General features: G+C 60.3%; 18 protein-coding genes and 1 pseudogene. 4 read left to right on the top strand and 15 right to left on the bottom strand.

The window, feature by feature from the left end; genetic code table 11:
- Positions 1 to 12: 12 nt before the first annotated feature.
- The 8 genes from hutH to hutC all read right to left on the bottom strand — a co-directional run bounded on the left by hutH (position 13) and on the right by hutC (position 9,527).
- A complete protein-coding gene (hutH, locus tag AC1Q8Q_RS07930; RefSeq protein WP_033042749.1) occupies positions 13 to 1,536 on the bottom strand; it encodes a histidine ammonia-lyase in 1,524 nt (507 codons plus the stop codon).
- Between the two features lie 157 nt (positions 1,537 to 1,693).
- Entirely contained in the window at positions 1,694 to 2,524 is an 831-nt protein-coding gene (locus AC1Q8Q_RS07925) for a quaternary amine ABC transporter ATP-binding protein (RefSeq protein ID WP_020798509.1), read from the bottom strand.
- Positions 2,521 to 3,372 carry an ABC transporter permease gene (locus tag AC1Q8Q_RS07920; protein ID WP_008058061.1) on the bottom strand — a complete coding sequence of 284 codons (852 nt, stop codon included), beginning with the start codon at positions 3,370 to 3,372 and terminating at the stop codon, positions 2,521 to 2,523. Before AC1Q8Q_RS07920 ends, AC1Q8Q_RS07925 begins: the two co-directional genes overlap by 4 nt.
- A gap of 70 nt (positions 3,373 to 3,442) precedes the next feature.
- Positions 3,443 to 4,411: an ABC transporter substrate-binding protein gene (locus AC1Q8Q_RS07915; protein ID WP_020798508.1), complete on the bottom strand. Its 969-nt coding sequence runs from the start codon at positions 4,409 to 4,411 to the stop codon at positions 3,443 to 3,445.
- A 69-nt stretch (positions 4,412 to 4,480) separates the two neighbouring features.
- Positions 4,481 to 5,953, bottom strand: a complete 1,473-nt coding sequence (locus AC1Q8Q_RS07910; RefSeq protein ID WP_020798507.1) for a purine-cytosine permease family protein — start codon at positions 5,951 to 5,953, stop codon at positions 4,481 to 4,483.
- A 169-nt stretch (positions 5,954 to 6,122) separates the two neighbouring features.
- A complete protein-coding gene (gene hutU, locus AC1Q8Q_RS07905; RefSeq protein ID WP_492614953.1) occupies positions 6,123 to 7,805 on the bottom strand; it encodes a urocanate hydratase in 1,683 nt (560 codons plus the stop codon).
- Between the two features lie 445 nt (positions 7,806 to 8,250).
- A complete protein-coding gene (locus AC1Q8Q_RS07900; RefSeq protein WP_020797441.1) occupies positions 8,251 to 8,820 on the bottom strand; it encodes a HutD/Ves family protein in 570 nt (189 codons plus the stop codon).
- Positions 8,817 to 9,527, bottom strand: coding sequence for a histidine utilization transcriptional repressor HutC (gene hutC / locus AC1Q8Q_RS07895; protein ID WP_162135916.1), 711 nt, complete (start codon positions 9,525 to 9,527; stop codon positions 8,817 to 8,819). The genes AC1Q8Q_RS07900 and hutC overlap by 4 nt, the downstream gene beginning before the upstream one ends.
- 146 nt (positions 9,528 to 9,673) lie before the next feature.
- On the opposite strand from hutC, the gene AC1Q8Q_RS07890 reads away from it, so the two are divergent.
- Positions 9,674 to 11,038, top strand: coding sequence for a formimidoylglutamate deiminase (locus AC1Q8Q_RS07890; protein ID WP_020797440.1), 1,365 nt, complete (start codon positions 9,674 to 9,676; stop codon positions 11,036 to 11,038).
- 120 nt (positions 11,039 to 11,158) lie between these two features.
- On the opposite strand, the gene AC1Q8Q_RS07885 is transcribed toward AC1Q8Q_RS07890, so the two are convergent.
- Positions 11,159 to 11,728, bottom strand: coding sequence for a lipocalin family protein (locus AC1Q8Q_RS07885; protein WP_020797439.1), 570 nt, complete (start codon positions 11,726 to 11,728; stop codon positions 11,159 to 11,161).
- 31 nt (positions 11,729 to 11,759) lie between these two features.
- Complete coding sequence (locus AC1Q8Q_RS07880; RefSeq protein WP_020797438.1) at positions 11,760 to 12,014, bottom strand: hypothetical protein; 255 nt, start codon at positions 12,012 to 12,014, stop codon at positions 11,760 to 11,762.
- Between the two features lie 280 nt (positions 12,015 to 12,294).
- On the opposite strand from AC1Q8Q_RS07880, the pseudogene AC1Q8Q_RS07875 reads away from it, so the two are divergent.
- Positions 12,295 to 13,329: pseudogene (locus tag AC1Q8Q_RS07875) on the top strand (HAMP domain-containing protein); the annotation flags it as partial.
- Between the two features lie 93 nt (positions 13,330 to 13,422).
- Positions 13,423 to 14,187: a methyl-accepting chemotaxis protein gene (locus AC1Q8Q_RS07870; protein WP_370628229.1), complete on the top strand. Its 765-nt coding sequence runs from the start codon at positions 13,423 to 13,425 to the stop codon at positions 14,185 to 14,187.
- Between the two features lie 107 nt (positions 14,188 to 14,294).
- Here the strand turns inward: AC1Q8Q_RS07870 and AC1Q8Q_RS07865 are convergent, their stop codons facing one another.
- The 5 genes from AC1Q8Q_RS07865 to AC1Q8Q_RS07845 form a co-directional block, all read right to left on the bottom strand.
- A complete protein-coding gene (locus AC1Q8Q_RS07865) occupies positions 14,295 to 14,897 on the bottom strand; it encodes a DUF924 family protein (protein WP_168757093.1) in 603 nt (200 codons plus the stop codon).
- A gap of 3 nt (positions 14,898 to 14,900) precedes the next feature.
- Positions 14,901 to 15,911, bottom strand: coding sequence for a class 1 fructose-bisphosphatase (locus AC1Q8Q_RS07860; RefSeq protein ID WP_020797435.1), 1,011 nt, complete (start codon positions 15,909 to 15,911; stop codon positions 14,901 to 14,903).
- 272 nt (positions 15,912 to 16,183) lie between these two features.
- On the bottom strand, positions 16,184 to 17,563 hold the full coding sequence (locus AC1Q8Q_RS07855; protein WP_020797434.1) for a DUF3999 domain-containing protein: 1,380 nt from the start codon (positions 17,561 to 17,563) through the stop codon (positions 16,184 to 16,186).
- Positions 17,560 to 20,763, bottom strand: a complete 3,204-nt coding sequence (locus tag AC1Q8Q_RS07850; protein WP_492614952.1) for a DUF2339 domain-containing protein — start codon at positions 20,761 to 20,763, stop codon at positions 17,560 to 17,562. The genes AC1Q8Q_RS07855 and AC1Q8Q_RS07850 overlap by 4 nt, the downstream gene beginning before the upstream one ends.
- 157 nt (positions 20,764 to 20,920) lie before the next feature.
- A complete protein-coding gene (locus AC1Q8Q_RS07845; protein ID WP_033042247.1) occupies positions 20,921 to 23,371 on the bottom strand; it encodes a glycogen/starch/alpha-glucan phosphorylase in 2,451 nt (816 codons plus the stop codon).
- 258 nt (positions 23,372 to 23,629) lie between these two features.
- On the opposite strand from AC1Q8Q_RS07845, the gene AC1Q8Q_RS07840 reads away from it, so the two are divergent.
- Positions 23,630 to 24,067 carry a YkgJ family cysteine cluster protein gene (locus AC1Q8Q_RS07840; protein ID WP_008058557.1) on the top strand — a complete coding sequence of 146 codons (438 nt, stop codon included), beginning with the start codon at positions 23,630 to 23,632 and terminating at the stop codon, positions 24,065 to 24,067.
- Positions 24,068 to 24,182: the final 115 nt, after the last annotated feature.

Raw genomic sequence — 24,182 nt, 5'->3', positions numbered from 1 at the left:
TTGGTATGGAAATCAGTTCAGATTCGGTAAAGCCTTTTGCAACAAAGCCGGGTCTTTCAATACGCCGGCAGCGGCGGCGATGTCCGGCGCCAGCCAGCGGTCCTGATCGTAGGCCGGAACGCGTTCGCGCAGCAGGCGCCACGCGGCATCGGTGCCGGCCCCGAAACGCTGTTCTTTCAGGAACTCGAAAGCCTGGGCCGCCAGCAAGTACTCGATGGCGAGAATCTGCGTGCAGTTTTCCAACGCGCGGTGCAGCTTCAATGCGGCGTTGGTGCCCATGCTCAGGTGGTCTTCCTGCAAGCCCGAGGTGACGTAGTTGTCGAGCACCGCCGGTTGCGCCAGTTGGCGATTTTCCGCACACAGCGACGCGGCGACGTACTGCACGATCATCATCCCGGAGTTCACCCCCGGGTTGGCCACCAGGAACGCCGGCAGGCCGCTGACGTGCGGGTTGATCAAACGGTCCAGGCGCCGCTCGGCGATGGAGCCGATTTCGGCCATGGCAATCGCCAGCAGGTCTGCCGCCATTGCCACGGACTGGCCGTGTGGATTGGCTTGGGACATGACGCGGAAGTTGTCCGGCGTACCCAGCAACAACGGGTTATCCGTGCAGCCATTGAGTTCGGTTTCGATTTGCTTGATCGCGTGCTCAAGCTGATCGCGAGCGGCGCCGTGCACTTGCGGAATCGAGCGGATACTCAATGCATCCTGCGTACGAATGCCTTTGCTTTGGGCAATCACTTCACTGCCATCGAGCAGCGCCCGCAAGTTGATCCCGACCTGTTGCATGCCCGGATGCGGCTTGAGGGCGATGATCTCGGCATCGAACGCTGCAATCTGGCCACGCTGGGCCTCGAAGCTCATGGCGCTGATCACATCGGCCCATTGCAGCAGGCGCGTGGCGTCGGCAATGGCCAGGCAACTGAGGCCGCTCATGCACGGCGTACCGTTGACCAGGCACAGGCCGTCCTTGGCGCCGAGTTGAACCGGTTGCAGGCCCTCTTCGGCCAACGCTTGTTGCGCCGACACGACTTGCCCGCGATAGCTGACGTTGCCGACACCCAGCAGGGCGATGCTGATGTGGGCCATGTGGGTCAGGTAGCCCACCGAACCCTGAGACGGCACTTGCGGAGTGATGCCGCGATTGAGCAACGCCAGCAAGGCTTCGACCACTCGGCGATGAATGCCGGATTTGCCGTGGGAATAGTTGCGGATCGCCGCGCACATGATCGCGCGAGTCTGCTCGTCGGCCAGTGGGGCACCCACGCCACAGGCGTGACTGAGCAAGGTATTGCGCGACAGTTGGCTGAGTTGTTCGTCTTTGAGCGAGACGTTGCACAAAGCGCCCAGCCCGGTATTCACGCCATAGGCGCGTTCGCCGCTGGTGACGATGCGCTGGACGATCGCCTGGGCATTTTCGATGCGTGCCCAGGCCTGCTCCGACAGCTCAAGCTGTGCGCCATGGCGGGCTACGGCAACCACATCCTGCCAACGCAACGGGGCATCGGCGATAACGATTTTTTCAGCCTGGGACATCTTCAACCTCTTGATCCTGATCGTTCCCACGCTCTGCGTGGGAATGCCGCCTGGGACGCTCCGCGTCCCGAAATCAACGTAAGGCTCGAGCCCTGCGCATGGGTGACGCAGAGCGTCACGGGATGCGTTCCCACGCAGAGCGTGGGAACGATCATCTTTAAACCACCGCCGCCCGTCGCTGCACGAACCGGTCGACATACTCATCCGCTGGCGAATGCAGGATCTCTCGCGGCGTGCCGACCTGGATCAGGCGGCCGTCCTTGAGGATCGCGATGCGGTTGCCGATGCGCACAGCCTCGTCGAGGTCGTGGGTGATGAAGACGATGGTCTTGTGCAGGGTCTTCTGCAGTTCCAGCAACTGGTCCTGCATCTCGGCGCGAATCAGCGGGTCGAGGGCACTGAAGGCTTCGTCCATCAGGATGATGTCGGTGTCCGCCGCCAAAGCACGGGCCAAACCCACACGTTGACGCATGCCGCCGGAGAGCTGGTGCGGGTATTTGTTCTCGTAGCCCTTGAGGCCCACGGTGTTGATCCAGTGCAGCGCGCGCTCGGCGCACATCTGCTTGCTTTCGCCACGGATTTTCAAGCCGTAGGCGACGTTGTCCAGCACGCTCTTGTGCGGCAGCAGGCCGAAGCTCTGGAACACCATGCTGATCTTGCGCCGGCGAAATTCGCGCAGGGCTTCCATGTCGTATTGCAGGATGTCCACACCGTCCACCAGGATCGCGCCGCTGGTCGGGTCGATCAGGCGGTTGAAGTGACGTACCAGGGTGGATTTTCCGGAACCCGACAGGCCCATGATCACGAAGATCTCGCCGCTGCCGATGCTCAGGGACAAATCGTTTACCCCGACCACACAGCCGGTTTCGGCCAGCACCTGATCCTTGGTCTTACCCTGGCCAACCATCGCCAGGGCATCCTTGGCGCGGTTGCCGAAAATCTTGAAGACGTTCTTGACTTCAATCTTGCTCACGGTTGCGTTGTTCATTTGCTCACCTCATGCCGTGCGCGACCGTACGCTTGTGTAATGCGGTCGATCACCACTGCCAGAATCACGATCGCCAGACCGGCTTCCAGGCCGCGTCCAACGTTGAGGGTCTGAATCCCCACCAACACGTCTTCGCCCAAGCCACGGGCACCAATCATCGAGGCGATCACCACCATCGACAGGGCCATCATGGTGGTCTGGTTGATCCCGGCCATGATGCTAGGCAGGGCCAGCGGCAGTTGCACGCCGAACAGTTGCTGCCAACGGTTGGCACCGAAGGCGTTGATCGCTTCCATCACCTCGCCGTCAACCTGGCGAATACCCAGGTCGGTCAAACGGATCAGCGGTGGCGCGGCGTAGATCACGGTCGCGAAAATCGCCGGAACCTTGCCCAGGCCGAACAGCATCAGCACCGGGATCAGGTACACGAAGCTCGGCATGGTCTGCATGATGTCCAGCAACGGCATCAGTACCGAACGCAGGCGATTGCTACGCGCCGAGAGGATGCCCAACGGGATGCCGATCAGCACCGAAATGACCGTGGCCACCATCATTAGCGCCAGGGTCTGCATGAGCTTGTCCCAGAGGCCAACCGCGCCCACCAGGAACAGCAAGCCGACGATCACGGCGGTGGTCACGACTTTGCGGGTGGCATGCCAGGCAACGCCCGCCACGATTGCCAGCATCAGCCACCAGGGCGCCGCACGCAGCAGCCCTTCAAGATTGACGATGGCCCACAACAGAGTGTCGGAGATGCTGCGGAACACATCGCCGTAGTTGGTGACCAGCGAATCGACCCAACCGTTGACCCAGTCGGCGATGGAAAAGGTAAAGCTTTCGGGAAACATAAGAGACTCTCAATCAAGGGGTTGCGATCAAGCATCCGACAGCCGTTACCGACCGCCGGAGAAGCCCAACCTACAAGGCCGCGTCGATTTTCTTGGCTGCGTCTTCACTTACCCAGGCGTGCCAGACTTCAGGATGTTCCTTCAAGAAGATCTTGGCCAGTTTTGGCGACTCGATCCGCTCTTTGGTCATGCGACCCAGATTCTGGTTCAGCAGGTCGATCGGAATGTTGACCTTGTCCAGCACGGCCACCAGTTCCGGTGCTTCGTCGTGGAAAGTCTTGGACAGGCCGACCTTGATGGTCACGGTCTTGTTCACACCGGGTTTCTCTTCGAGCTTCACTACGTCGACCTGGCCCATCAATGGCGTTGGCGACCAGTAGTAGAAAAGGATCGGCTCGCCGCGCTTGTAGCTCGACAGTACGGCGGCATCCAGCGCCGGGCCGGTGCCAGGGCGGAAGTTGGTGTAGGTGCTTTCCAGGCCGTAGCTCTTGAGCATTTCGCTGTTGTCCAGCTCACAGGTCCAGCCGGCCGGGCAGTTGTAGAAACGCCCTTTGGATGGCTCTTCAGCGTCCTTGAACACGGCGGAGTATTTGCCCAGGTCAGCGATGTTTTTCAGGTCCGGGGCCTTGGCTTCCAGCTTGCGCTTGGCATCGCCTTCGATCACGTAGCGCGGCACGTACCAGCCTTCGATCGCGCCGACGACGGGAGCGCCGACACCGACGACCTTGCCGGCCTTCTCTGCCTTGTTCCAGACCTCGCTGCGGCCGACCCACTCTTCGGCGAACACCTGGATATCGTTGCTGCTCAGGGCGTTTTCCATGGTGATGGAGTTGCCCGGCAGGCTGTCGGTCTTGCAGTCGTAGCCTTTTTCCAACACGACTTGCATCACGTCGGTCAGCAACATGGCGCTTTCCCAGTTCAGGCCGGCGAATTTCACCGGTTTGCCCGACTCGCACCAACCCGCCGCCTGAGTGGCGCCGGCACTGGCGAGCAGGCCCATGGAAAGCAATGTGGTCAGCAGGGTCTTGTTCGATTTCATTGTAATGACGCTCCTAATCATGAATTGGCTTACGGCAGTCAAGAGGCATCCAGCCCTGTCCACGTCCAATCAGGCCTGCGCCGCAGCACGACCGGCCCTGCTTGTTATAGGTTTTACAACGCTGTCCTGCTCGACCGGCAGGATCAGGTGATCGGGCACTGAGCCGTGCCATTTTTTCGCACACACGTAGTACAGGGCTGCAGGGATCACCAGACCGATGATCCAGGAGATATCCACCCCTCCGAGGGCATTCACCAGCGGACCGGTATAGAACTTGGTGGCGATGAACGGCAGCTGCACCAGCACACCGAAAACATAGACGCTGATACCAAGGGCGTTCCAACGACCGTAGCGACCGTTCGGATCGGCCAGCGCAGGCACGTCATAACGCTCGCGGGTGATGCAGTAGTAGTCCACCAGGTTGATCGCGCTCCATGGCGTGAAGAACGCCAGCAGGAACAGGATGAAGGACTTGAACGCACCAAGGAACGAGTGCTGGCCGAGCAATGCCATCAGGGTCGCAGCACCGACGATGCCCAGCACGAACACCAGACGCTGCAAGCGCGTTACTTTCAGCTCACCACGGAAACCGCTGATGATGGTCGCGATGCACATGAAGCTGCCGTATGAGTTCAGTGTGGAAATGGTGACCTTGCCGAACGCGATGCTGAAGTACAGCAGCGCAGCAGTGGCACCGGTACCGCCCAGGCCGACGATGTAGGCCACTTCGTGACCGGCGAATTGCCCGTTGGCCGAAGCGGCAGCGAACACGCCGAGGATCATCGCCACCTGTGCACCAATCACCGAACCTGCGCCAGCGGCAAAAAAGGTTTTCACCGAGGAAGTCTTGCTCGGCAGGTAACGTGAATAGTCGGCCACGTAAGGGCCGAAAGCGATTTGCCAGGACGCCGCAAGCGACACCGCGAGCAAGAAACTGCTCCAGCTGAAGTGGCGGATCTGCAACAGTGCGCCAACGTCAACCTGGCTCATCAGACGGCTGAACAGGTAAACAAAGGCAATCACACCAATGACACTGGCAACACGGCCGATCCAATGGATCACCCGATAACCGAGCACCGTGACCAGCACGATGACACTGGCGAAGATGAGGATCCCGACGCTGTCGCTGACGCCAAACAACTGGCCCAGCGCCTGGCCGGAAAGCACGGTCCCTGTTGCGGTGAAACCGAGGTACATCAGGCACACCAGCACGATCGGGATCGCCGCACCATACACGCCGAACTGCACGCGGCTGGAGATCATTTGCGGCAGGCCAAGCTTGGGGCCTTGCGCGGCATGCAACGCCATTACGCCGCCGCCGAGCACTTGCCCGATCAGCAAACCGATCAACGACCAGAACACGTCACCACCCAGCACCACGGCCAGGGCCCCGGTGACAATCGCGGTGATTTGCAGGTTGGCACCCATCCACAGGGTGAACTGGCTAAACAGACGACCGTGTCTTTCCGCTTCCGGGATGTAGTCGATCGAACGTTTCTCGATCAACGGTTTGTTGCCTGCACGCTCGCTGCTGACAGCCATGATTCAACCTCTGTGGATTGTTTGTCGATGTCGTTTTTGTTCTATGTAGGAGCTGCCGCAGGCTGCGATCTTTTGATCTTCGGCGTCACTGATGACGCCAAAAGATCGCAGTCTGCGGCAGCTCCTACAGGTTATGCGTCGGGCCACCCATTACAGGCGGCCCGCATTTTTATTTACCGGTGATCATCGGCAGGTTCAGCCCCTGCTCCTTCGCGCAGTCGATCGCGATCTGGTAACCGGCATCGGCGTGGCGCATGACGCCCGTCGCCGGGTCGTTGTGCAGGACGCGGGCGATACGCTCGGCCGCTTCATCGGTGCCGTCGCAGACAATCACCATGCCCGAGTGCTGGGAGAAGCCCATGCCGACGCCGCCGCCGTGGTGCAGGGAAACCCAGGTCGCGCCGCTTGCGGTGTTGAGCAGGGCGTTGAGCAGTGGCCAGTCGGACACGGCATCGGAACCGTCCTGCATCGATTCGGTTTCGCGGTTCGGGCTGGCAACAGAACCGGAATCCAGGTGGTCGCGACCGATCACGATGGGCGCCGACAGCTCACCGCTACGCACCATTTCGTTGAACGCCAGGCCCAGCTTGGCGCGCAGGCCCAGGCCAACCCAGCAGATACGTGCCGGCAGGCCCTGGAAGCTGATGCGCTCGCGCGCCATGTCCAGCCAGTTGTGCAGGTGGGCGTCGTCCGGAATCAGCTCTTTTACCTTGGCGTCGGTCTTATAGATGTCTTCAGCGTTGCCCGACAGCGCAGCCCAACGGAACGGGCCGATGCCACGGCAGAACAGCGGACGGATGTAGGCCGGTACGAAACCCGGGAAGTCGAATGCGTTTTCCACGCCTTCTTCCTGGGCCATCTGACGGATGTTGTTGCCGTAGTCGAAGGTCGGGATGCCTTGTTTTTGGAAGACGAGCATCGCCTTGACGTGCACGGCCATCGATTGCTTGGCGGCCTTGATCACCGCAGCCGGTTCGGTCTTGGCGCGGGCGCGATACTCGTCCCAGGTCCAGCCAGCTGGCAGGTAACCGTTGAGCGGGTCGTGGGCGCTGGTCTGGTCGGTGACCATGTCCGGGCGCACGCCGCGCTTGACCAGTTCCGGCAGGATTTCAGCGGCGTTACCCAACAGGGCGATGGAGATCGCCTTGCCTTCCTTGGTGTATTTGGCGATGCGCGCCAGAGCGTCGTCGAGGTCGTTGGCTTGCTCGTCGACGTAACGGCTTTTCAGGCGAAAATCGATGCTGACCTGCTGGCATTCGATGTTCAGCGAGCATGCACCGGCCAAGGTGGCAGCCAGAGGCTGCGCACCACCCATGCCGCCCAGTCCGGCGGTCAGTACCCACTTGCCTTTGAGGTCATCGTTGTAGTGTTGGCGACCGGCTTCGACGAAGGTTTCGTAGGTGCCCTGGACGATGCCCTGGCTGCCGATGTAGATCCAGCTGCCGGCGGTCATCTGGCCGTACATGGCCAGGCCTTTGGCGTCGAGCTCGTTGAAGTGCTCCCAGCTCGCCCAGTGCGGTACCAGGTTGGAGTTGGCGATCAGGACGCGCGGGGCGTTGGCGTGGGTCTTGAACACGCCGACCGGCTTGCCGGATTGCACCAGCAGGGTCTCGTCGTCATTCAGGTTGGTCAGGCTCTCGACGATCTTGTCGTAGCACTCCCAGTTACGTGCCGCACGACCGATACCACCGTACACCACCAGTTCCTTGGGGTTCTCGGCGACTTCCGGGTCGAGGTTGTTCATCAGCATGCGCAGCGGCGCTTCGGTCAGCCAGCTCTTGGCGGTCAGCTTGTTACCGCGGGCAGCGCGGATTTCAACGTCACGAAACTTGGTAGTTTTATTGTCAGTCACGAAAAAGACTCCTCAGCGATCAATCCAAACCAACCCTGGCGGTGGGTAAGCCAGCCTGTGCGCGTCAACGCGCCACAAGCGAATCAGTGGACGTTGCGGGGAGTCTCGACCGACTCATACGCATACGTCTTTACTTGTACATACAAGCATATGCAATCAAGCGGCCAACTTGTTGGATGAGCATTCAAGAAAAATTCTGAAATGGCTGGAGAGCGCCTGGATCAAGGGTTGCGGCGTAGATGAAAATTTTCGAGGGGATTTTTTGAAGAGGGGTGGCGTTGTTACTTGAACGTGGTTTTGCGCCACGCTGGGGCGTTCGGTAACAAAGTGGTGCGCGTTCGGGAACGCTGGAAAGCAAAAGATCGCAGCCTTCGGCAGCTCCTACAGGGTTTACACCATTCAATGTAGGAGCTGCCGAAGGCTGCGATCTTTTAAGGATTTTGAATCAGCGTGCGGTGAGCTCGATCACGCAGCAGGCACCATTACTGGAGACTTCCAGCAGGCCGGTGTTACCGATGAGTTGCAGGCAATCATGACGACCGAGTTGCGAAGCAGCGTTACCGACCTTCACCTCAAGCGCATCGCTGACGCTGAACACCAGCACAATCCCCGCCTCACTGAAAAACCGTTGCTCACCGCTCAGCCATTGCAGCCGTGCGCTGTAACGTTGCGGCGCGTATATCAGGTTGAAATCGCGGATCGGCCCACCCAGCAAGGTGCACGACACCTGGCTCTCGCCGCTGAAGGCAAATGGATCGATCGGTAACAATGGCCGCGTGACCTGACCGTCGACCGACAGGGTCATGCCATCGCCCTGCAACACAGTGATGATTCGCTCATAGCCGGCGAAGGTGGAAAACCCGCCCGACTCGCCAATGTCGGCAATCGACAGGCGCCAGCCGAAACCGTCCAGGCCAGTCCCGGCATCACGGGTGATCTCTTCGGTGCTGCCGCCGCCGTTTTTCCACGGCATGCGCGGGTAATCTTTGGCGCGTAAAACTTTCAAACTGCTCATTTATGAAAGCGTCCTTCCAGACGATGACGGGAACCGGGGTGGATCAGGCGGGCGGCGGTCACCGGCTGACGGCCGGACCAGGTGCGGCGACGGATCAGCAGGCACGGCTCGCCTTTTTCAATCTGCAGCAACTTGCATTCGGACGGCTCGGCCAGAATCGCCTCGACCACGTGTTCGCCTTCGGTCAGCGGCGCGACCTGGTTCAGATAGGCGTACGGCGTTTGCAAGGTGAAGTCCTGCTTGAGGTAGTCAGGCGCCACCAGTGCGTTGACGAAGCGGTCTTCGATTTGCACCGGAATATCGTTTTCGAAATGCACGATCAACGAATGGAACACTTTCTGCCCTTCACGCATGTCCAGCGCCAGGGCACGTTCGGAGCCTGCAGCCTCTTCTTCAAGAGTGATCACCTTGCAGGTGTGGCGATGGCCACGGGAGGCGATTTCGTCGGCAATGTTGTGCACTTCAAACAGCGCGGACTGGCTTTTTGGCTCGGCGACGAACGTGCCGACACCCTGCATGCGCACCAACAGACCGTCGGCGGTCATTTCGCGCAACGCGCGATTGATGGTCATGCGGCTGAAACCCAGCTGGCTGACCAACTCGCTTTCCGACGGAACGCGGTAATGCGGCGGCCAGTTACCGCTGTCGATTTGCTGGGTGATCATCTGTTTGACGCGGGCGTACAAGGGCGCCGGACTGTCGCCCATGTTCGCGGCCAACGGAGAGACTGGAGGCGGAGTCGGCACGGTTAATCCTTGGTCGTTTGATTGATATCGCTAGCTTGCCGGAGTTTACCGGGTAGGCAAACGTCTGTATATGTATATACAAATAACACACGATGGGGTGCTGAACCATGTCCGCCTTCTTTGCCGAACGCGCGCTGCTGCCTAACGGATGGGCCAACAATGTACGTCTTGAGGTCAGCGCCGATGGCGTCCTGACCCATATCCAGGCCGATTCCCATGCAGATGACGCCGAACGGTTGAGCGGTCCGCTGCTGCCAGGCATGCCGAACCTGCACTCCCACGCCTTCCAGCGGGCCATGGCCGGGCTGGCGGAAGTGGCAGGCAACCCGAATGACAGTTTCTGGACCTGGCGCGACCTGATGTATCGCCTCGTCGGAAAAATCAGCCCGGAACAACTCGGCGTCATTGCCCGCCAGCTGTACATCGAAATGCTCAAGGCAGGCTACACCTCGGTGGCCGAATTTCATTACGTGCACCACGACACCCACGGCCAGCCTTACGCGGATCCCGCCGAACTGGCGCTGCGCATCAGCCAGGCCGCCAGCGCCGCCGGTATCGGCCTGACCCTGCTGCCAGTGCTCTACAGCCACTCAGGTTTCGGTGGCCAGACGCCAAACGACGGTCAGCGTCGCTTTATCAACAGCACCGAGAACTACCTCAAGCTGCAATCGCGACTGCAGCCGATACTGGCGCAACAACCCGCACAGTCCCTGGGTTTGTGTTTCCACTCATTGCGTGCGGTCACACCGCAGCAGATCAGCGAAGTGCTGGCGGCCAGCGACAAGCAATGCCCGGTGCACATTCACATTGCCGAACAGCAAAAGGAAGTGGACGACTGCTTGAGCTGGAGCGGTCGTCGTCCACTGCAATGGCTGTATGAAAATACCGAAGTCGATCAACGCTGGTGCCTGGTCCACGCCACCCACGCCAACCCGGAAGAAGTCACGCTGATGGCCAAGAGCCGGGCCATTGCCGGCTTGTGCCTGACCACCGAAGCCAACTTGGGCGACGGGATATTCCCGGCGGTGGATTTTCTTGCTCAGGGCGGGCGCATGGGCATTGGTTCCGATAGCCATGTGTCGTTGAGCGTTGTGGAAGAACTGCGTTGGCTGGAATACGGGCAACGCCTGCGTGATCAACGGCGCAATCGCTTGTATGGCGCGGATCAGCCGATGGTCGGCCGCACGCTATTTGATGCTGCACTGGACGGCGGTGCGCAGGCGTTGGGGCAACCGATAGGTGCATTGGAGGTTGGCAAGCGTGCGGACTGGCTGGTACTGGACGGCAGTGATCCATACCTGGCCACTGCGAGCGGCGATGGAATCCTGAATCGCTGGTTGTTTGCCGGTGGAGATCGTCAGGTGCGTGATGTGCTGGTCAATGGCCAGTGGGTCGTGCGTGACGGGCGTCATGCCGGGGAAGAGGAAAGCAGCCGCGCCTTCACTCAAGTCCTGCGCGAACTCCTGGGCTGACCCCAAAACAACTGTGGGAGCGAGCCTGCTCGCGAAAGCGGTGTCTCAGTCAACAGCTCTGTCAACTGACACGCCCTCTTCGCGAGCAGGCTCGCTCCCACAATGATTATGCGCTAACCGTCAGTTGGAGGTCTTGGCCATCTGCGTATCCGACGCTCGCCAGATCAGCCGCGTGGTGTCGTAACCCTGCTGACGCGCCTTGCTCAGCAACTCTTCACGCACCACACCGTTGACGGTCGGGGTGCGCGCTAACAACCACAGGTAACGGCGGCTAGGATCGCCAACGATGGCAGTCTTGTAGTCATCGCTGACGTACAACACCCAGTATTCGCCCTTCGCCACACCCGGTATCAACCTTGAAAACCAGGTATCGAATTCAACCCACAATTTGTCGGTCTTGCCTGGCACCTGTGGATAAGCCGTGCCCCTGACCTCTTCCCATTCCCACTGCGGGGTCAAGCAGCGATTCAACACCGCGACGTTACCGTCAGGCTTGAGTGTGTAGTGGGCTTCGGACTGCGCACAATCGCGCTGGAAGTACATCGGCAGTCGCGCCAACTCGTACCAGGTACCTTGATAGCGCTTGAGATTGACACTGTTGGCGGTTTTGGGCGCCAACGGGTCCTGGCCAGAACTGGCACAGCCGGCCAACACCAGGCCGGCAAAAAGCATGATCAATAACCGCTTCATTGTTTTTCTCCCGCGGGCACGTGGCCCCGGTTTACTTCAGGCCTTGGCCGGAAAACATCAACACTTTGTCACCGGCGAACTGCACGCTGATAAAGCTCTTCTGGTCGCCCCATGTGCAACTGGACATTCCAAGCGCGCCTGAGCAATCGGTAGGTTTGCCCAAGAGGGTCTCGACCTCGGCCTTGGCCATTCCTGACGACAGCTTTGAGTAGTTTTCCTGATTGACCTTGCTGCACGCAGCCAACAACACGCAAAACGATAGCAGGGCGATGGATCGCAGCGACATGTGAAACTCCACGGACGAGGGTATTGGCATGACTGCCAAGCTGAACCTTAGAAGAGAAAAGCCCTATCTGGTTCCCTGCCCGACGGGCTATTTATCAGGCCGCTCGTCTGTCTTTTCACAAAAATTAGGAACTTCGTCCCGCCGTCCGGGTATTTCATCGGTTTTTGCATAAAGCGCCTAATCTTTGGCGCCGTTCTGTCGACATACAAGCAACGCTAAGCCACGCCCGTGGCATTTGCTCCCCCTTTTGTAGACCCGATCTCCTGCGGTAGCTCATCCAATGACCAGAAACATGAAATTCAGCCACAAGATCTTGTTGGCTGCCGCCCTCGTGGTGGCCGTCGCATTCGCTTGTTTCATCCTGTTCAACGACTATCGCCAGCGCCAGACCTTGCGCAGCAGCACCGAAGCCTCGATGCAGGAACTTGGCAGCCTGACCACCAGCAATATCCAGACCTGGCTGGAAAGCCGCATGCAATTGCTGCAATCAATGGCCCAACAGGTCAGTGCCGACGGTAACGCCCCCGCCAGCCTGAAACGAATCATCGACCTGCCCGCCTACACCGGCAACTTTCAGTTGAGTTACTTCGGTGGCGCCGATGGCGTGATGTTCTCGGTCCCGGCGGGCAATCGCGCGCCGGATTACGACCCGCGCACCCGCGGCTGGTACAAGGCTGCGAACAGCGCGCAACAGACCATCGTCACCGAACCGTACATCGCCGCCTCTTCCGGCAAGCTGGTGATCACGGTGGCAACCCCGGTTCAGCGCCAGGGCCAGATGATTGGCGTTGCCGGCGCCGACATCGACCTGTCGAGCGTCAGTGCGATCATCAACTCGCTGAACTTCGGCGGCCACGGCCATGCCTTCATCGTGGGTGCCGACGGCAAGATCCTGATTCACCCGGACAGCAAATGGGTACTCAAGAACCTCACCGACGCTTACCCCAACGGTGCGCCGACGGTCAGCCCGGGCATGAAAGAAGTCGAAATCGACGGCAAAAGCCAGTTCATCTCCTTCACCCATGTCAACGGGGTGCCGTCTGCAGACTGGTACGTGGCACTGGTGCTGGACCAGGACACCGCGCTCTCGATGCTGAGCGAATTCCGCACCTCGGCGATCATTGCCATGGTGATTGCAGTGTTGATCATCATCACGTTGCTGGGCATGTTGATCAGTTTCCTGATGCAGCCGTTGCTGACCATGGGCCGTGCCATGCACGACATCGCCGAGGGCGAAGGTGACCTGACCAAACGCCTGACCATCCACGGCCATGACGAATTCGGTGCACTGGGGCTGTCATTCAACCGTTTCGTCGAACGCATCCACACCTCGATCAGCGAAGTGTCCTCGGCCACGGGCCAAGTCAACGAAGTGGCCCTGCGCGTTGTCGCCGCGTCCAATTCGTCGATGTTCAACTCCGATCAGCAAGCCTCCCGCACCAGCAGCGTCGCCGCCGCGATCAATCAGCTCGGCGCCGCCGCCCAGGAGATCGCCCAGAACGCCGCCCTCGCCTCACAGCACTCGAGCGATGCGCGCGCGCTGGCCGAAGAGGGCCAGCAGGTGGTGGATAAAACCATCTCGGCGATGCACCAGCTGTCGGCAAAGATCAGCGACTCGTGCGGCAACATCGAGACGCTAAACAGCAACACCGTCAACATCGGGCAGATTCTGGAGGTGATCACCAGCATCTCCCAGCAAACCAACCTGCTGGCGCTCAACGCGGCGATTGAAGCCGCGCGCGCCGGTGAAGCCGGACGTGGTTTTGCGGTGGTCGCCGACGAAGTGCGCAACCTCGCCCACCGCACACAGGACTCGGCGCAGCAAGTGCAGAAGATGATCGAGGAACTGCAAGTCGGCGCCCGGGAAGCGGTCACCATCATGACCGACAGCCAGCGTCAGAGCGAAAGCAGCGTCGGTATCGCCAACCAGGCCGGCGAGCGCCTGGGCAGCGTGACCCAGCGCATCGGCGAAATCGATGGAATGAACCAATCCGTTGCGACCGCAACGGAAGAGCAGACAGCCGTGGTGGAGTCGATCAACGTCGACATCACCGAGATCAACACGCTAAACCAGGAAGGCGTGGAGAACCTGCAGTCGACTTTGCGTGCATGTGCTGATCTTGAACAGCAGGCGGCGCGGTTGAAGCAGTTGGTTGGTAGTTTCAGAATCTAAATCGCTCTTGCGGGCCCCTTCGCGAGCAGGCTCGCTCCCACAGTTGAAACACATACCCCTGTGGGAGCGAGCCTGCTCGCGAAAGCGGCATCAGCCGCGATGAAGATTCAGAACCTTGAACCCGGTTTCGACAGAAACTCCAATTCCTCAGCCGTAGACTCGCGCCCCAACACCGCATTGCGATGCGGAAACCGTCCAAACTGCGCAATCACCTTCTGATGCCGCTCGGCAAAATCCAGATAATCGGCAAACAATGCCCGATCACTCTCCGGCTGTTGCGCAACCAGTTCGATATGACGCGAAACGCCTTCGTTCTGCACCGCAAGGTTCTCGCTGTGCTCGAATACCAGCAGGATGAACACTCGCTGAATCGGTAATAACTGCCGGTCAAAATCCGCAGCAATGCCTTGGGCGACCAGTTTCTGGGCCCGTAGATCACCGGAAAAGGCTTTGGGGGTCTCGCGAAAGATCATGCGGGGGAGTTGATCAAGCAACAGCACCAGTGCCAGCCAACCTTCGGGACATTGCATCCACTTGGTCAATCCGCCGGCCAGTGCCTGCTCGACCTGGTCCCCGAAACGCTCTCGCGCCTCGAGGTCCTGGCTGTCACGCTTGCCGAACCACAACTTGCCCTTGTCAGCCGCGATTGCCCTGGCTTCTTCGGCTGTACCGAACCACCAATCGAGCAACGGCTGCCAGGGCGCGTTCATGGTTTATTCCTTGTGGTAAGCCGTAACGCGTGCAACTTCTTCTTTCGAACCGAGGAACACCGCTACGCGCTGGTGCAGACCTTCAGGCTGGATGTCGAGAATACGTTGGTGACCATCGGTGGACGCGCCGCCCGCCTGTTCTACCAGGAACGACATCGGGTTGGCTTCGTACATCAGGCGCAATTTGCCTGGCTTGGACGGCTCGCGGTTGTCGCGCGGGTACATGAACAAGCCACCACGGGTCAGGATGCGATGCACGTCGGCGACCATGGCCGCGACCCAACGCATATTGTAGTTCTTTTTCAACGGGCCTTCATCGCCTGCCAGCAACTCGCCAACGTAGCGCTGTACCGGTGCTTCCCAGTGACGCTGGTTGGACGCGTTGATGGCAAATTCCTGGGTCGCTTCAGGAATGGTGATGTTTTCGTGGGTCAGTACGAAGCTGCCCATTTCACGGTCCAGGGTGAAACCTTTCACGCCGTCGCCCAGGGTCAGGATCAACATGGTCTGAGGACCATAGATCGCGTAACCGGCGGCTACTTGCTGGGTGCCTGGCTGCAGGAAAGCCTTTTCATTCAAAGGCTCGTTCTGGCTCAGGTATTCGTTCGGGCAACGCAGTACCGAGAAGATAGTGCCGACCGGGGCATTGATGTCGATGTTCGACGAACCGTCCAGCGGGTCGAAAACCAAAAGGTACGCGCCTTTCGGGTATTTGCCCGGGATCTGGTAGGCATTGTCCATTTCTTCGGAGGCCATGCCGGCCAGGTGACCGCCCCATTCGTTGGCTTCGAGCAGGATCTCGTTGGAGATCACGTCGAGCTTCTTCTGCACTTCGCCCTGGACGTTTTCGGTGCCCATGCTGCCCAGAACGCCACCCAGGGCGCCCTTGGACACGGCGTGGTTGATCTCCTTGCAGGCACGCGCCACCACTTCGATCAGGAAGCGCAGATCGGCAGGAGTGTTGTTGCTGCGGGTCTGCTCAATCAAATAGCGACTCAAGGTAACGCGGGACATGGAAGGCTCCGGTGGAATGGGGGACTAAAAACCCGCGCAGTTTAACGCGAGTCGGGGCGCATTTCCTCCTATCAGACGTGATCGGCTGAAGAGAGTTCAGGCGCGGGGTTCAGCGTAGTAGGAAATGGGCTGGATGTGAGCAGGAAAGTAGCGGCCAAATCAGCATTTTTATTGACTGATCGACCGCCTTCGCGAGCAGGCTCGCTCCCACATGAAACGCATAACCTGTGGGAGCGAGCCTGCTCGCGAATGGTGCGTAGCGCCAGCGATTTTCAGGTGTTGGCGGGCGGCTTGCGCAGCAGGCTGAATGCCATAGCCGCCAGAAACAAAACCCCAAGCAGCAACACCGCCCACAGGCCAAACTTCTTCCAGTCGGTGCCCACCGCCGCCGGCAGTGTCGAAACAGCCGGCGTCGTCACCACCCCACCATCAACCGACGCCTGACCCAACGTCGCCAGCTTAGCCGGGCTGTAATCCGGAATCAGCGTCGACAATGGCAAGTTCGCCGCCTTAACCGTCGCATTGCCCAGTACCAGCGTATAGGGCTCTGACCCGCGCGCCAGAAACACCAGTTGCGTGGCCCGCACGGCAAACTTCACGGTTGGCGCCTGTGCGCCCAGGCCACCACCGCGCTCGTCCACGGTCAGTTTCAACTGTTGTATGGCTTGCCCCGGCAACTGCAACTCGTTCTGCACCACGTCCTCGCCATTCTGGGTCAGGCGATAGAGCAAGCCACTGCTCAACGGTTGCCACGGCAAGCTGCTGTCGCGCCGTCCAGACAGGATGACCGGCGCCAGGCTGTTAGGTTGACTCAATTCAACCTGCACTCGCTCGACGTTCAGCCCCCTCGGTAATTGCCAGGTGTATTCACCTGCCTTCACGCTATTGCCGTCCAACGCGTGGGACCAGGTCAACGGCAGCGGTAAGCTACGCACGCTTTGCAACTGCGCCGATGTCAGTATCGGCGCCGATTGCGGCGAGTCCCACAGCAAGCGCAGATAGCGTGCAGACTGCCCCGGCAGGCTGACCTCATGCTGCTCGACCCGCTCATCGGCAAACGTCAGCCGCGCCAGTTGCCCCTCGCCCCAAGACTGCCAATGCTGCAAATCGTCGCTGGCCTCGATGCTGAACCGCTGGAAGCCATCACGCTCACTGGTCCAGTCGAGGATCAACTGCTGCAGCGGCGCCTTGATCGCGCTGGCATCCAGTAGCCAGCCACGTAACGCTTCCTCCCCCACCTCCAACTCAGTGGAAGGCTGCACCTGGACCAGGGTGCCATTGGCGCTCGCTTGCACGCGAACGCTCGGGGCATGCCCGGTGGCATCCGCCGAGTCATAAAGCGGGAACCATTTGACGTCAGTCAACGTAGGGTTGTCGTCAGCTTGTGCGTTTGCCCGTGACAGGGCATAGGCTTGCGGTTCGCCAGCGGCGTTGAACACGCGCACATCACTGAGGTCGGTCTGGCGTGCGCTCAGTTGCACAGCCAGGGGCAGCTCAACGCGATACCACGGACCTTCACCGCTCACGGACAACGGCACATGCGTGGCAAAGTCCGCCGGTGATTCCTGGGCCCACGTTTCCTGGAAAGAGACAGAGAGTGCCATGCCCATTGCAAAGATACCCAACCAGGCCCGGTTCAGCTTTTGACTCAAGACGACACTCCTTCGGTTTGCGGCGCCGGCTTTTCGGGGGCCCCGGCAGTTTCGACGCGCCTGGGTGGCAACGGGGCGAAATAGCCCACTACCAGCAGCAGCACGCCCACGCCGATAAACGACACGATCCGCGCCAACCCGCCACGGTTGCTCAATTCGACGAAGAACAGTTTCGCTACCACCACGCCAATCAGGGCCGCACCGATCAACCAGACTTCACGCCGATGACGCAAATGGCCACCAATCATCAAACCCAGCGCCATCAAGGTCCAGACGATGGACAGGCCGGCCTGGACCCGCATCGACTCGAGCAAGGCGGGCAGCTCGAACGGTACGCCGCCCCAATGGTGAGCCGTGCGCATCACCAGGGCAGTGAAGAACGTGAACAGCGAAGCGCCGACGATCGCTTGCACAGCGGCCGCCACAGCAGCGCTGTAGCTCCCGGGAATCACCTGTTGCGCTGCCTCACTGCGGGACCAGGCGTAGACACCGAACAACGCAAACAGCAGGCCCAATTCCAGCGGGTTGACCAGCGGTAAATAGGGCAAGGGATCAGCCTTGCCATCACTGACCGTATTGGCCAGCCAGAACCAGCCCAGCATCAACAATGCCAAAGGCGCGGCGGCATACACACGGTATTCGCGAGCGTAGACCGACACCGGCCAGGGCCAGGCACGCGGTGCCGCCATCAGCACCAGGTATAAGCTCGGCAGCAGCGCCCAGCCCAGCCAGCGCCAGGCGTTGTAGTGCTCGGACAACAGCAGCAAGCCATAACGCAGCTCCAGGGCCAGCACACCGATCAGCAACCAACAACCGAGTACGTGAGCGCTGCTCAGGGCAGCGCTCGGCAGGATCGGCGCCAAGCGTCGCAAGGACAGGAAATGCACGATGAACACCACGGCCCACAGCAGCCAGCCGGCGTTGGCGGCCGGATGAAAGCGCGGATGCCAAGCGGCGAGCAACACCAGGCCGGCAGCCGGGATCAGCAAGGTGCAGAGCACGCCCAGCGCGGGCCACGCCAGGCGCAGCGCCAACATGGCCCACAGCGCCACACTGGTTGCCGCGGCTGCCAGCAGCAATGTCGCCTGCAGGGGCAACGGTGCAAACAGCAGCACTTCACTGACCCAGGCCAGCGCCCACCACCCTGCTCCCCACGCCAGCAACACCCGCGACAAACGCTGCAGGTTCACACCATCGATCACCGTGACAGCAAAGCCGACTTGCAAACGCCACGCCCCGATCAATGCGACCAGGCCCAGCATCAGCGGTGACCAGAAGCCAGCATGAGCCAACGGCCGCACGCCTTCGCTGACCAGAGGTTCAGCCACCAGGAACAGCACGGCGCCCAGCAACTGAACGACAAACGCGCTCAGCAGGAATGTAGCCGAGCGCAGGTGCAGACCGACGAACAAAGTCAGCAGCCCGGCCATTGCCCAACTGATTGACGTGCCATGGGCGAAAAAGAACATCGGCGCCAGCAAGTAGACAAATGCCAGGCCGAGAGCGGCCAGAACCGGCAAGACATGACGCTCCCAGGACGACACCTGCCCAGGCAAGGCCTTGTGCAACTGATGGAAACTGAACAGCAGTGCGCCGCCGAGCAACAACGCTCCCAGCGGCGTGCCATCAAGCAGGCTATTCTCACCGCTGCGCAATTCACTGAGAAACACCAGCGCCGCGCCCGCTTGCAACAACAAGGCAAATGCACGAGCGAGCGAGCGCTGCTGACGCAGGCCCAGCCAGAAAATCCCCGCGCCTTCCACCGCCCAGGCGCCACTCGTCCACCGCGCATCCAGCCCCAAGGGAATCGCCAGGCTGGCGAAAATAACGCCCAGCGCCAGGCAGGTTTCCCCCAACAGCAATGCTCGTCCCATCAGCATCCGAGCCAAGCCCATGTAGATCATGCCGAGCGCCAGGGCGCTGAACGCGGCAGCGAACTCCAGATGCTGAACCACGGCGAACTGCAATCCAAAGCCAACCAGAGGCGGACCGAACAGCAGTGTGCCGTCGACGTAATCACCCTTGCGCGCAGACCAGCGCAACAGCGCCTCACGGTTGTCATCCTCAGGCGAGTCCCCCAAATGCAGCAATTTACGTCGGGCGAACAACAAGCCAATGGCCAGGTACATCACGAAGAAAAGAATCAGGAACGGCTCGGTGCTCCACAGCAACTCTGGCGTATAGGAGCGCAAACCCCAGGCGAACCCGATACCGAAGGTGCCGGTGAAGCCGATCACGTTGAGCAAGCGCCAGGCCTTGAACCAGGCGATAACGAGGATGCCGGCGTTGAGCAAGGCGAAGTAACTGAACAGCGCGACGTGACTGCCGGCACCCGTGGAAGCCAGCAGCGGCGCGGCGAATCCGCCCAGCGCAGCGGCGGCGGCCAGGCCCAGTGCGTCCTGGGTAATGGCCAGGATCGCCGAAAACACCGTCACCGCCACCAACAGGCCAAATGCCGCTGAGGGATCGAGCAACGGATGCAGGCGCATCGCAGCAAACACCGTCAGGTACAGCACGGCAATAGCGGCGCCTTGCAGCATCAAGGCGTAAGCACTGTTACGCGTTCGCAGCCACCAGCCCAGGCCCAGCAGGCCCATCGCTACCGCCGCGACACCGGCATAGCGCAATTCGATCGGCACCACCATGCCCTCGGTGGCGTAGCGCAGCAGGAAGGCCAGACCGAGGAACAACAGCATCACACCGACCCGCAGCACGGTGTTGCCACCCAATAACCACGCACGCGCCGCGTTGATGGCGCGCTCGACGAGGCTTGGTTCGGGGGGATGGGCGCGTTCGCGGTCGGCTGGCGCGGGTTTCCATGCATCGAAGGGCTGTGTATGGCTGGACTGGGTAGCCGCAGCGGTGGCCGTCTCCAGATCGGGCGGCAGTTCCCAGATCAGCTCAGGGGTTTCGGCGGGGGCTTGAGTGACCGCGATGTCAGCAACTGGAGCGGCAGCGCTGGCTTCAGGCACCTTGATCCCGGGCCCCTCAAGCAAAGCCAAGCGTTGCTCGACCGCGCGCAGTGCAAGTTGCGCCTGTTCGAGCAGGCGACGCTGCTCAATGGCCTGCGATCCCAGCCTGCCAATGTGAACGGCCTGCCCGATACCCAACCCGAGTAACGCGCCCAGCAACGCATCGCTGAACGACTCGTCGAGTATCCAGCCCAGCACCAGGCCCACAAGCATGAACATCCATTGCATGGTCGATATCCCTAAGCGCAATCCAGGAAGATTAGCGCAGCCAGCTCCAAAAAGATCGCAGCCTCCGGCAGCCCTTACAAGGACATACAAATCCCTGTAGGAGCTGCCGGAGGCTGCGATCTTTTACGGCTGCCAGTATATCGACCCGCTGGAAAAGTTACTCCAACGCCTTCCAGATATCCGTGGCGTACTCGCGAATCGTCCGGTCAGAAGAAAACCAGCCCATGCGCGAGGTGTTCAACACCGCCGATCGCCACCATTCCTGGGAATCGTGCCAAAGGGCTTCGACGCGCATCTGCGCATTCCAGTAGGAGTCGAAATCGGCGCAGACAAGGAAGCGGTCGTAATCCACCAACGAATCGATCAAGCCGGTGTAACGGGACGGATCATCCGGCGAGAACACCCCGCCGCGAATGGCTTGCAATACATCATTGAGTCGATGGGACGCGGCAATGTCCGGCACTGCGCTGAACTCGTGGTTCTGCTTGCGCGCTTCGACCTGCTGGGCACTGAGACCAAAGATGAACATGTTCTCCGCGCCGATGCGCTCGGACATCTCCACGTTGGCACCGTCCAGCGTGCCGATGGTCAATGCACCGTTGAGGCCGAATTTCATGTTGCTGGTCCCCGAGGCTTCAAAGCCGGCAGTGGAGATCTGCTCGGACAGATCCGCCGCCGGAATAATGCTCTCCGCCAGGCTGACGTTGTAGTTGGGCAGGAACACGACCTTGAGCAATCCGCGTACAGTCGGGTCGTTGTTCACCACCCGGGCGATGTCGTTGGTCAGCTTGATGATCAACTTGGCCTGGTGATAACTGGCCGCCGCTTTACCGGCGAAGATCTTCACCCGTGGCACCCAGTCGATTTCAGGTTCCGCACGAATCGCCTGGTACAACGCCACGGTGTGCATCAGGTTGAGCAGTTGGCGCTTGTATTCGTGGATCCGCTTGACCTGCACGTCGAACATCGCCGCCGGGTTGACCGCCACCCCCAAACGTTCGTGAATCAGGTAGGCCAGGGCCTTTTTGCTGTGCAGACGCTGTTCGGCGAAGGCCTTGCGGAACGCTGGCTTGTCGGCGAATGGCTGCAGGTCGAGCAGTCGCTCCTCGGGCTTGTCCAGCAAGTCCGGGCCCAGGGCATCGACCAGCATCGAGGTCAGCTCCGGGTTGGCCTGGTACAGCCAGCGGCGGAACGTGATGCCATTGGTCTTGTTGTTGATCCGTTGCGGATAGAGCTTGTGCAGCTCGGAGAACACCGTCTTGCGCATCAGTTGCGTGTGCAAGCCGGATACGCCGTTGACACTGTGGGAGCCGAGGAACGCCAGGTTGCCCATGCGCACACGTCGACCGTTGTCTTCCTCAATCAAGGACACCGCGCGCAACACATCGAAATCATGGATGCCCTTGGCCCGCAGCGAGTCGATGTGCTGGGCATTGATCAGGTAAATGATCTGCATGTGCCGTGGCAGCATGCGCTCCATCAGGCCTACCGGCCAGGTTTCCAGCGCCTCGGGCAGCAACGTGTGGTTGGTGTAGGAAAGCGTGTCGACCGTCACCTGCCAGGCCGCGTCCCACGCCACGTCATAGACATCCACCAATTGGCGCATTAACTCGGCCACGGCAATCGAGGGGTGGGTGTCGTTGAGCTGGATCGCTGCGTGATCGCCCAGGGTCAGGACGGAGGTGTGCATGTTGCGATGACGGCGCAGCAAGTCCTGCAGGGAGGCGGCAACGAAGAAATATTCCTGGCGCAACCGCAGTTCCTGGCCGGCCTCGGTGCTGTCTGCCGGGTACAGTACTCGAGAGATACTTTCGGCCCGGGCCACTTCCGCCACCGCCCCCAGGTGATCGCCGGCATTGAAGCGTTCCAGGTGCAAATCTTCCATAGCCCGCGCACGCCACAGCCGCAACGTGTTCACGCTTGCCCCGCGCCAACCGACCACGGGTGTGTCATAGGCAATGGCCCGTACGGTTTCCGCCGGGTGCCAGACTTGCTTGGATTTGCCTTCGCTGTCGGTCACGGTCTCGACGCCGCCACCGAAGCCGATCGGGTAAACCACTTCTGGGCGCTCGAACTCCCACGGATTGCCGAAGTCCAGCCAGTGCTCGGTCTGTTCCTGTTGCCAACCGTCGACGATGGCCTGACGAAACAGGCCGTGCTCGTAACGAATGCCGTAGCCATGACCCGCGATGCCCAGGGTCGACATGCTTTCCATGAAACACGCCGCCAGTCGTCCAAGACCACCGTTGCCCAACGCCGCATCAGGCTCCAGCAGGCGGATGCGTTCAAGATCGACGCCGAGTTCGGTCAGGGCTTCGCGTGCCACGTCGAGCAGGCCGAGATTGCTCAGGCTGTCGTAAAGCAGTCGGCCGATCAGAAATTCCAGGGAGAGGTAATAAACCCGTTTCTGTCCTTTGCGGTAAATCTGCCGAGTGTGGTCCATCCAGTGCTCGACCATGTGATCACGCGCTGCCAGGGCAATGGCTTCGAACCAGTCATGATCGAAGGCGTGATCCGGGTCTTTGCCCACCGCGTAGGTGAGTTTGGTCAAGACGGCGTCGCGGAATGCGGCCACCTCTGCTTCGCGAACAAGTGGTTCTTGAGTCATCGATAGGACCTCGAGCGAGCTTGGAGTTGTCTGAGACTAGACGGTCTGACAAACGGTATAGACTCTGGTTCGGCAGTTTTTCCTGTTAATGCGCATCAAGCCGGCAATACATTGTCATGTACCTGATTCAATGCAGGGGCCGTGCCGGATTAGTGGTGCTGCGTGGATGCCCATGAAAAAAAACTGGCGAAAGGTTGTTCAAAAATCCACCAGTCCCGGTATGATCGCGCGCCCTGATGCACACGCTGGTAACAACCGATGATGAAGCCCAACCTGATCGCCGCCGCGGAGATCGACCGACTCGACACCTGGGCCAAGTACTCTGCCCCAATGTGCGGCTCCTGCCTATCGAGCTGCTGCACCCTGCCGGTCGAGGTCAAGATCAAGGACCTGATCCGCATCGGCATCGTCGACGAGTTCGAACGCGGCGACCCGCCAAAGAACATCGCCAAGCGCCTGCAGAAGGAAGGGATCGTCGAGCGCTATAACCAGAAGTCCGAGATCTTCACCCTCCAGCGCATGAGCAACAACGATTGCCTTTATCTGGATCGTAAGAGCCGTCTGTGCACTATTTATGAAAAGCGCCCGGATACGTGCCGCAACCACCCGAAAATCGGCCCGCGGCCGGGGTATTGCGCGTACAAGCCCAAGGAAGTGGTGCGTGAAACCAATTCCCGGAGTATCGAGCGGTTCTGATCTGATCGTTCCCACGCTCCGCGTGGGAATGCAGCCAGGGACGCTCCGCGCCCCAAAAGCGTGACGCAGAGCGTCACAAGAGGCGTTCCCACGCAGAGCGTGGGAACGATCAACC

This window comes from Pseudomonas sp. GW823-FHT06B06 (genome assembly GCF_058795195.1).
This window is presented reverse-complemented; position numbering and strand designations above follow the sequence as displayed.

What these genes read in the sequence shown, in the direction of transcription:
- hutH (WP_033042749.1), bottom strand. Translation starts at nt 1,536, where the DNA reads ATGTCCCAGGCTGAAAAAATCGTTATCGCCGATGCCCCGTTGCGTTGG.
- AC1Q8Q_RS07925 (WP_020798509.1), bottom strand. Translation starts at nt 2,524, where the DNA reads ATGAACAACGCAACCGTGAGCAAGATTGAAGTCAAGAACGTCTTCAAG.
- AC1Q8Q_RS07920 (WP_008058061.1), bottom strand. Translation starts at nt 3,372, where the DNA reads ATGTTTCCCGAAAGCTTTACCTTTTCCATCGCCGACTGGGTCAACGGT.
- AC1Q8Q_RS07915 (WP_020798508.1), bottom strand. Translation starts at nt 4,411, where the DNA reads ATGAAATCGAACAAGACCCTGCTGACCACATTGCTTTCCATGGGCCTG.
- AC1Q8Q_RS07910 (WP_020798507.1), bottom strand. Translation starts at nt 5,953, where the DNA reads ATGGCTGTCAGCAGCGAGCGTGCAGGCAACAAACCGTTGATCGAGAAA.
- AC1Q8Q_RS07900 (WP_020797441.1), bottom strand. Translation starts at nt 8,820, where the DNA reads ATGAGCAGTTTGAAAGTTTTACGCGCCAAAGATTACCCGCGCATGCCG.
- hutC (WP_162135916.1), bottom strand. Translation starts at nt 9,527, where the DNA reads ATGGGCGACAGTCCGGCGCCCTTGTACGCCCGCGTCAAACAGATGATC.
- AC1Q8Q_RS07890 (WP_020797440.1), top strand. Translation starts at nt 9,674, where the DNA reads ATGTCCGCCTTCTTTGCCGAACGCGCGCTGCTGCCTAACGGATGGGCC.
- AC1Q8Q_RS07885 (WP_020797439.1), bottom strand. Translation starts at nt 11,728, where the DNA reads ATGAAGCGGTTATTGATCATGCTTTTTGCCGGCCTGGTGTTGGCCGGC.
- AC1Q8Q_RS07880 (WP_020797438.1), bottom strand. Translation starts at nt 12,014, where the DNA reads ATGTCGCTGCGATCCATCGCCCTGCTATCGTTTTGCGTGTTGTTGGCT.
- AC1Q8Q_RS07870 (WP_370628229.1), top strand. Translation starts at nt 13,423, where the DNA reads ATGTTCAACTCCGATCAGCAAGCCTCCCGCACCAGCAGCGTCGCCGCC.
- AC1Q8Q_RS07865 (WP_168757093.1), bottom strand. Translation starts at nt 14,897, where the DNA reads ATGAACGCGCCCTGGCAGCCGTTGCTCGATTGGTGGTTCGGTACAGCC.
- AC1Q8Q_RS07860 (WP_020797435.1), bottom strand. Translation starts at nt 15,911, where the DNA reads ATGTCCCGCGTTACCTTGAGTCGCTATTTGATTGAGCAGACCCGCAGC.
- AC1Q8Q_RS07850 (WP_492614952.1), bottom strand. Translation starts at nt 20,763, where the DNA reads ATGCAATGGATGTTCATGCTTGTGGGCCTGGTGCTGGGCTGGATACTC.
- AC1Q8Q_RS07845 (WP_033042247.1), bottom strand. Translation starts at nt 23,371, where the DNA reads ATGACTCAAGAACCACTTGTTCGCGAAGCAGAGGTGGCCGCATTCCGC.
- AC1Q8Q_RS07840 (WP_008058557.1), top strand. Translation starts at nt 23,630, where the DNA reads ATGATGAAGCCCAACCTGATCGCCGCCGCGGAGATCGACCGACTCGAC.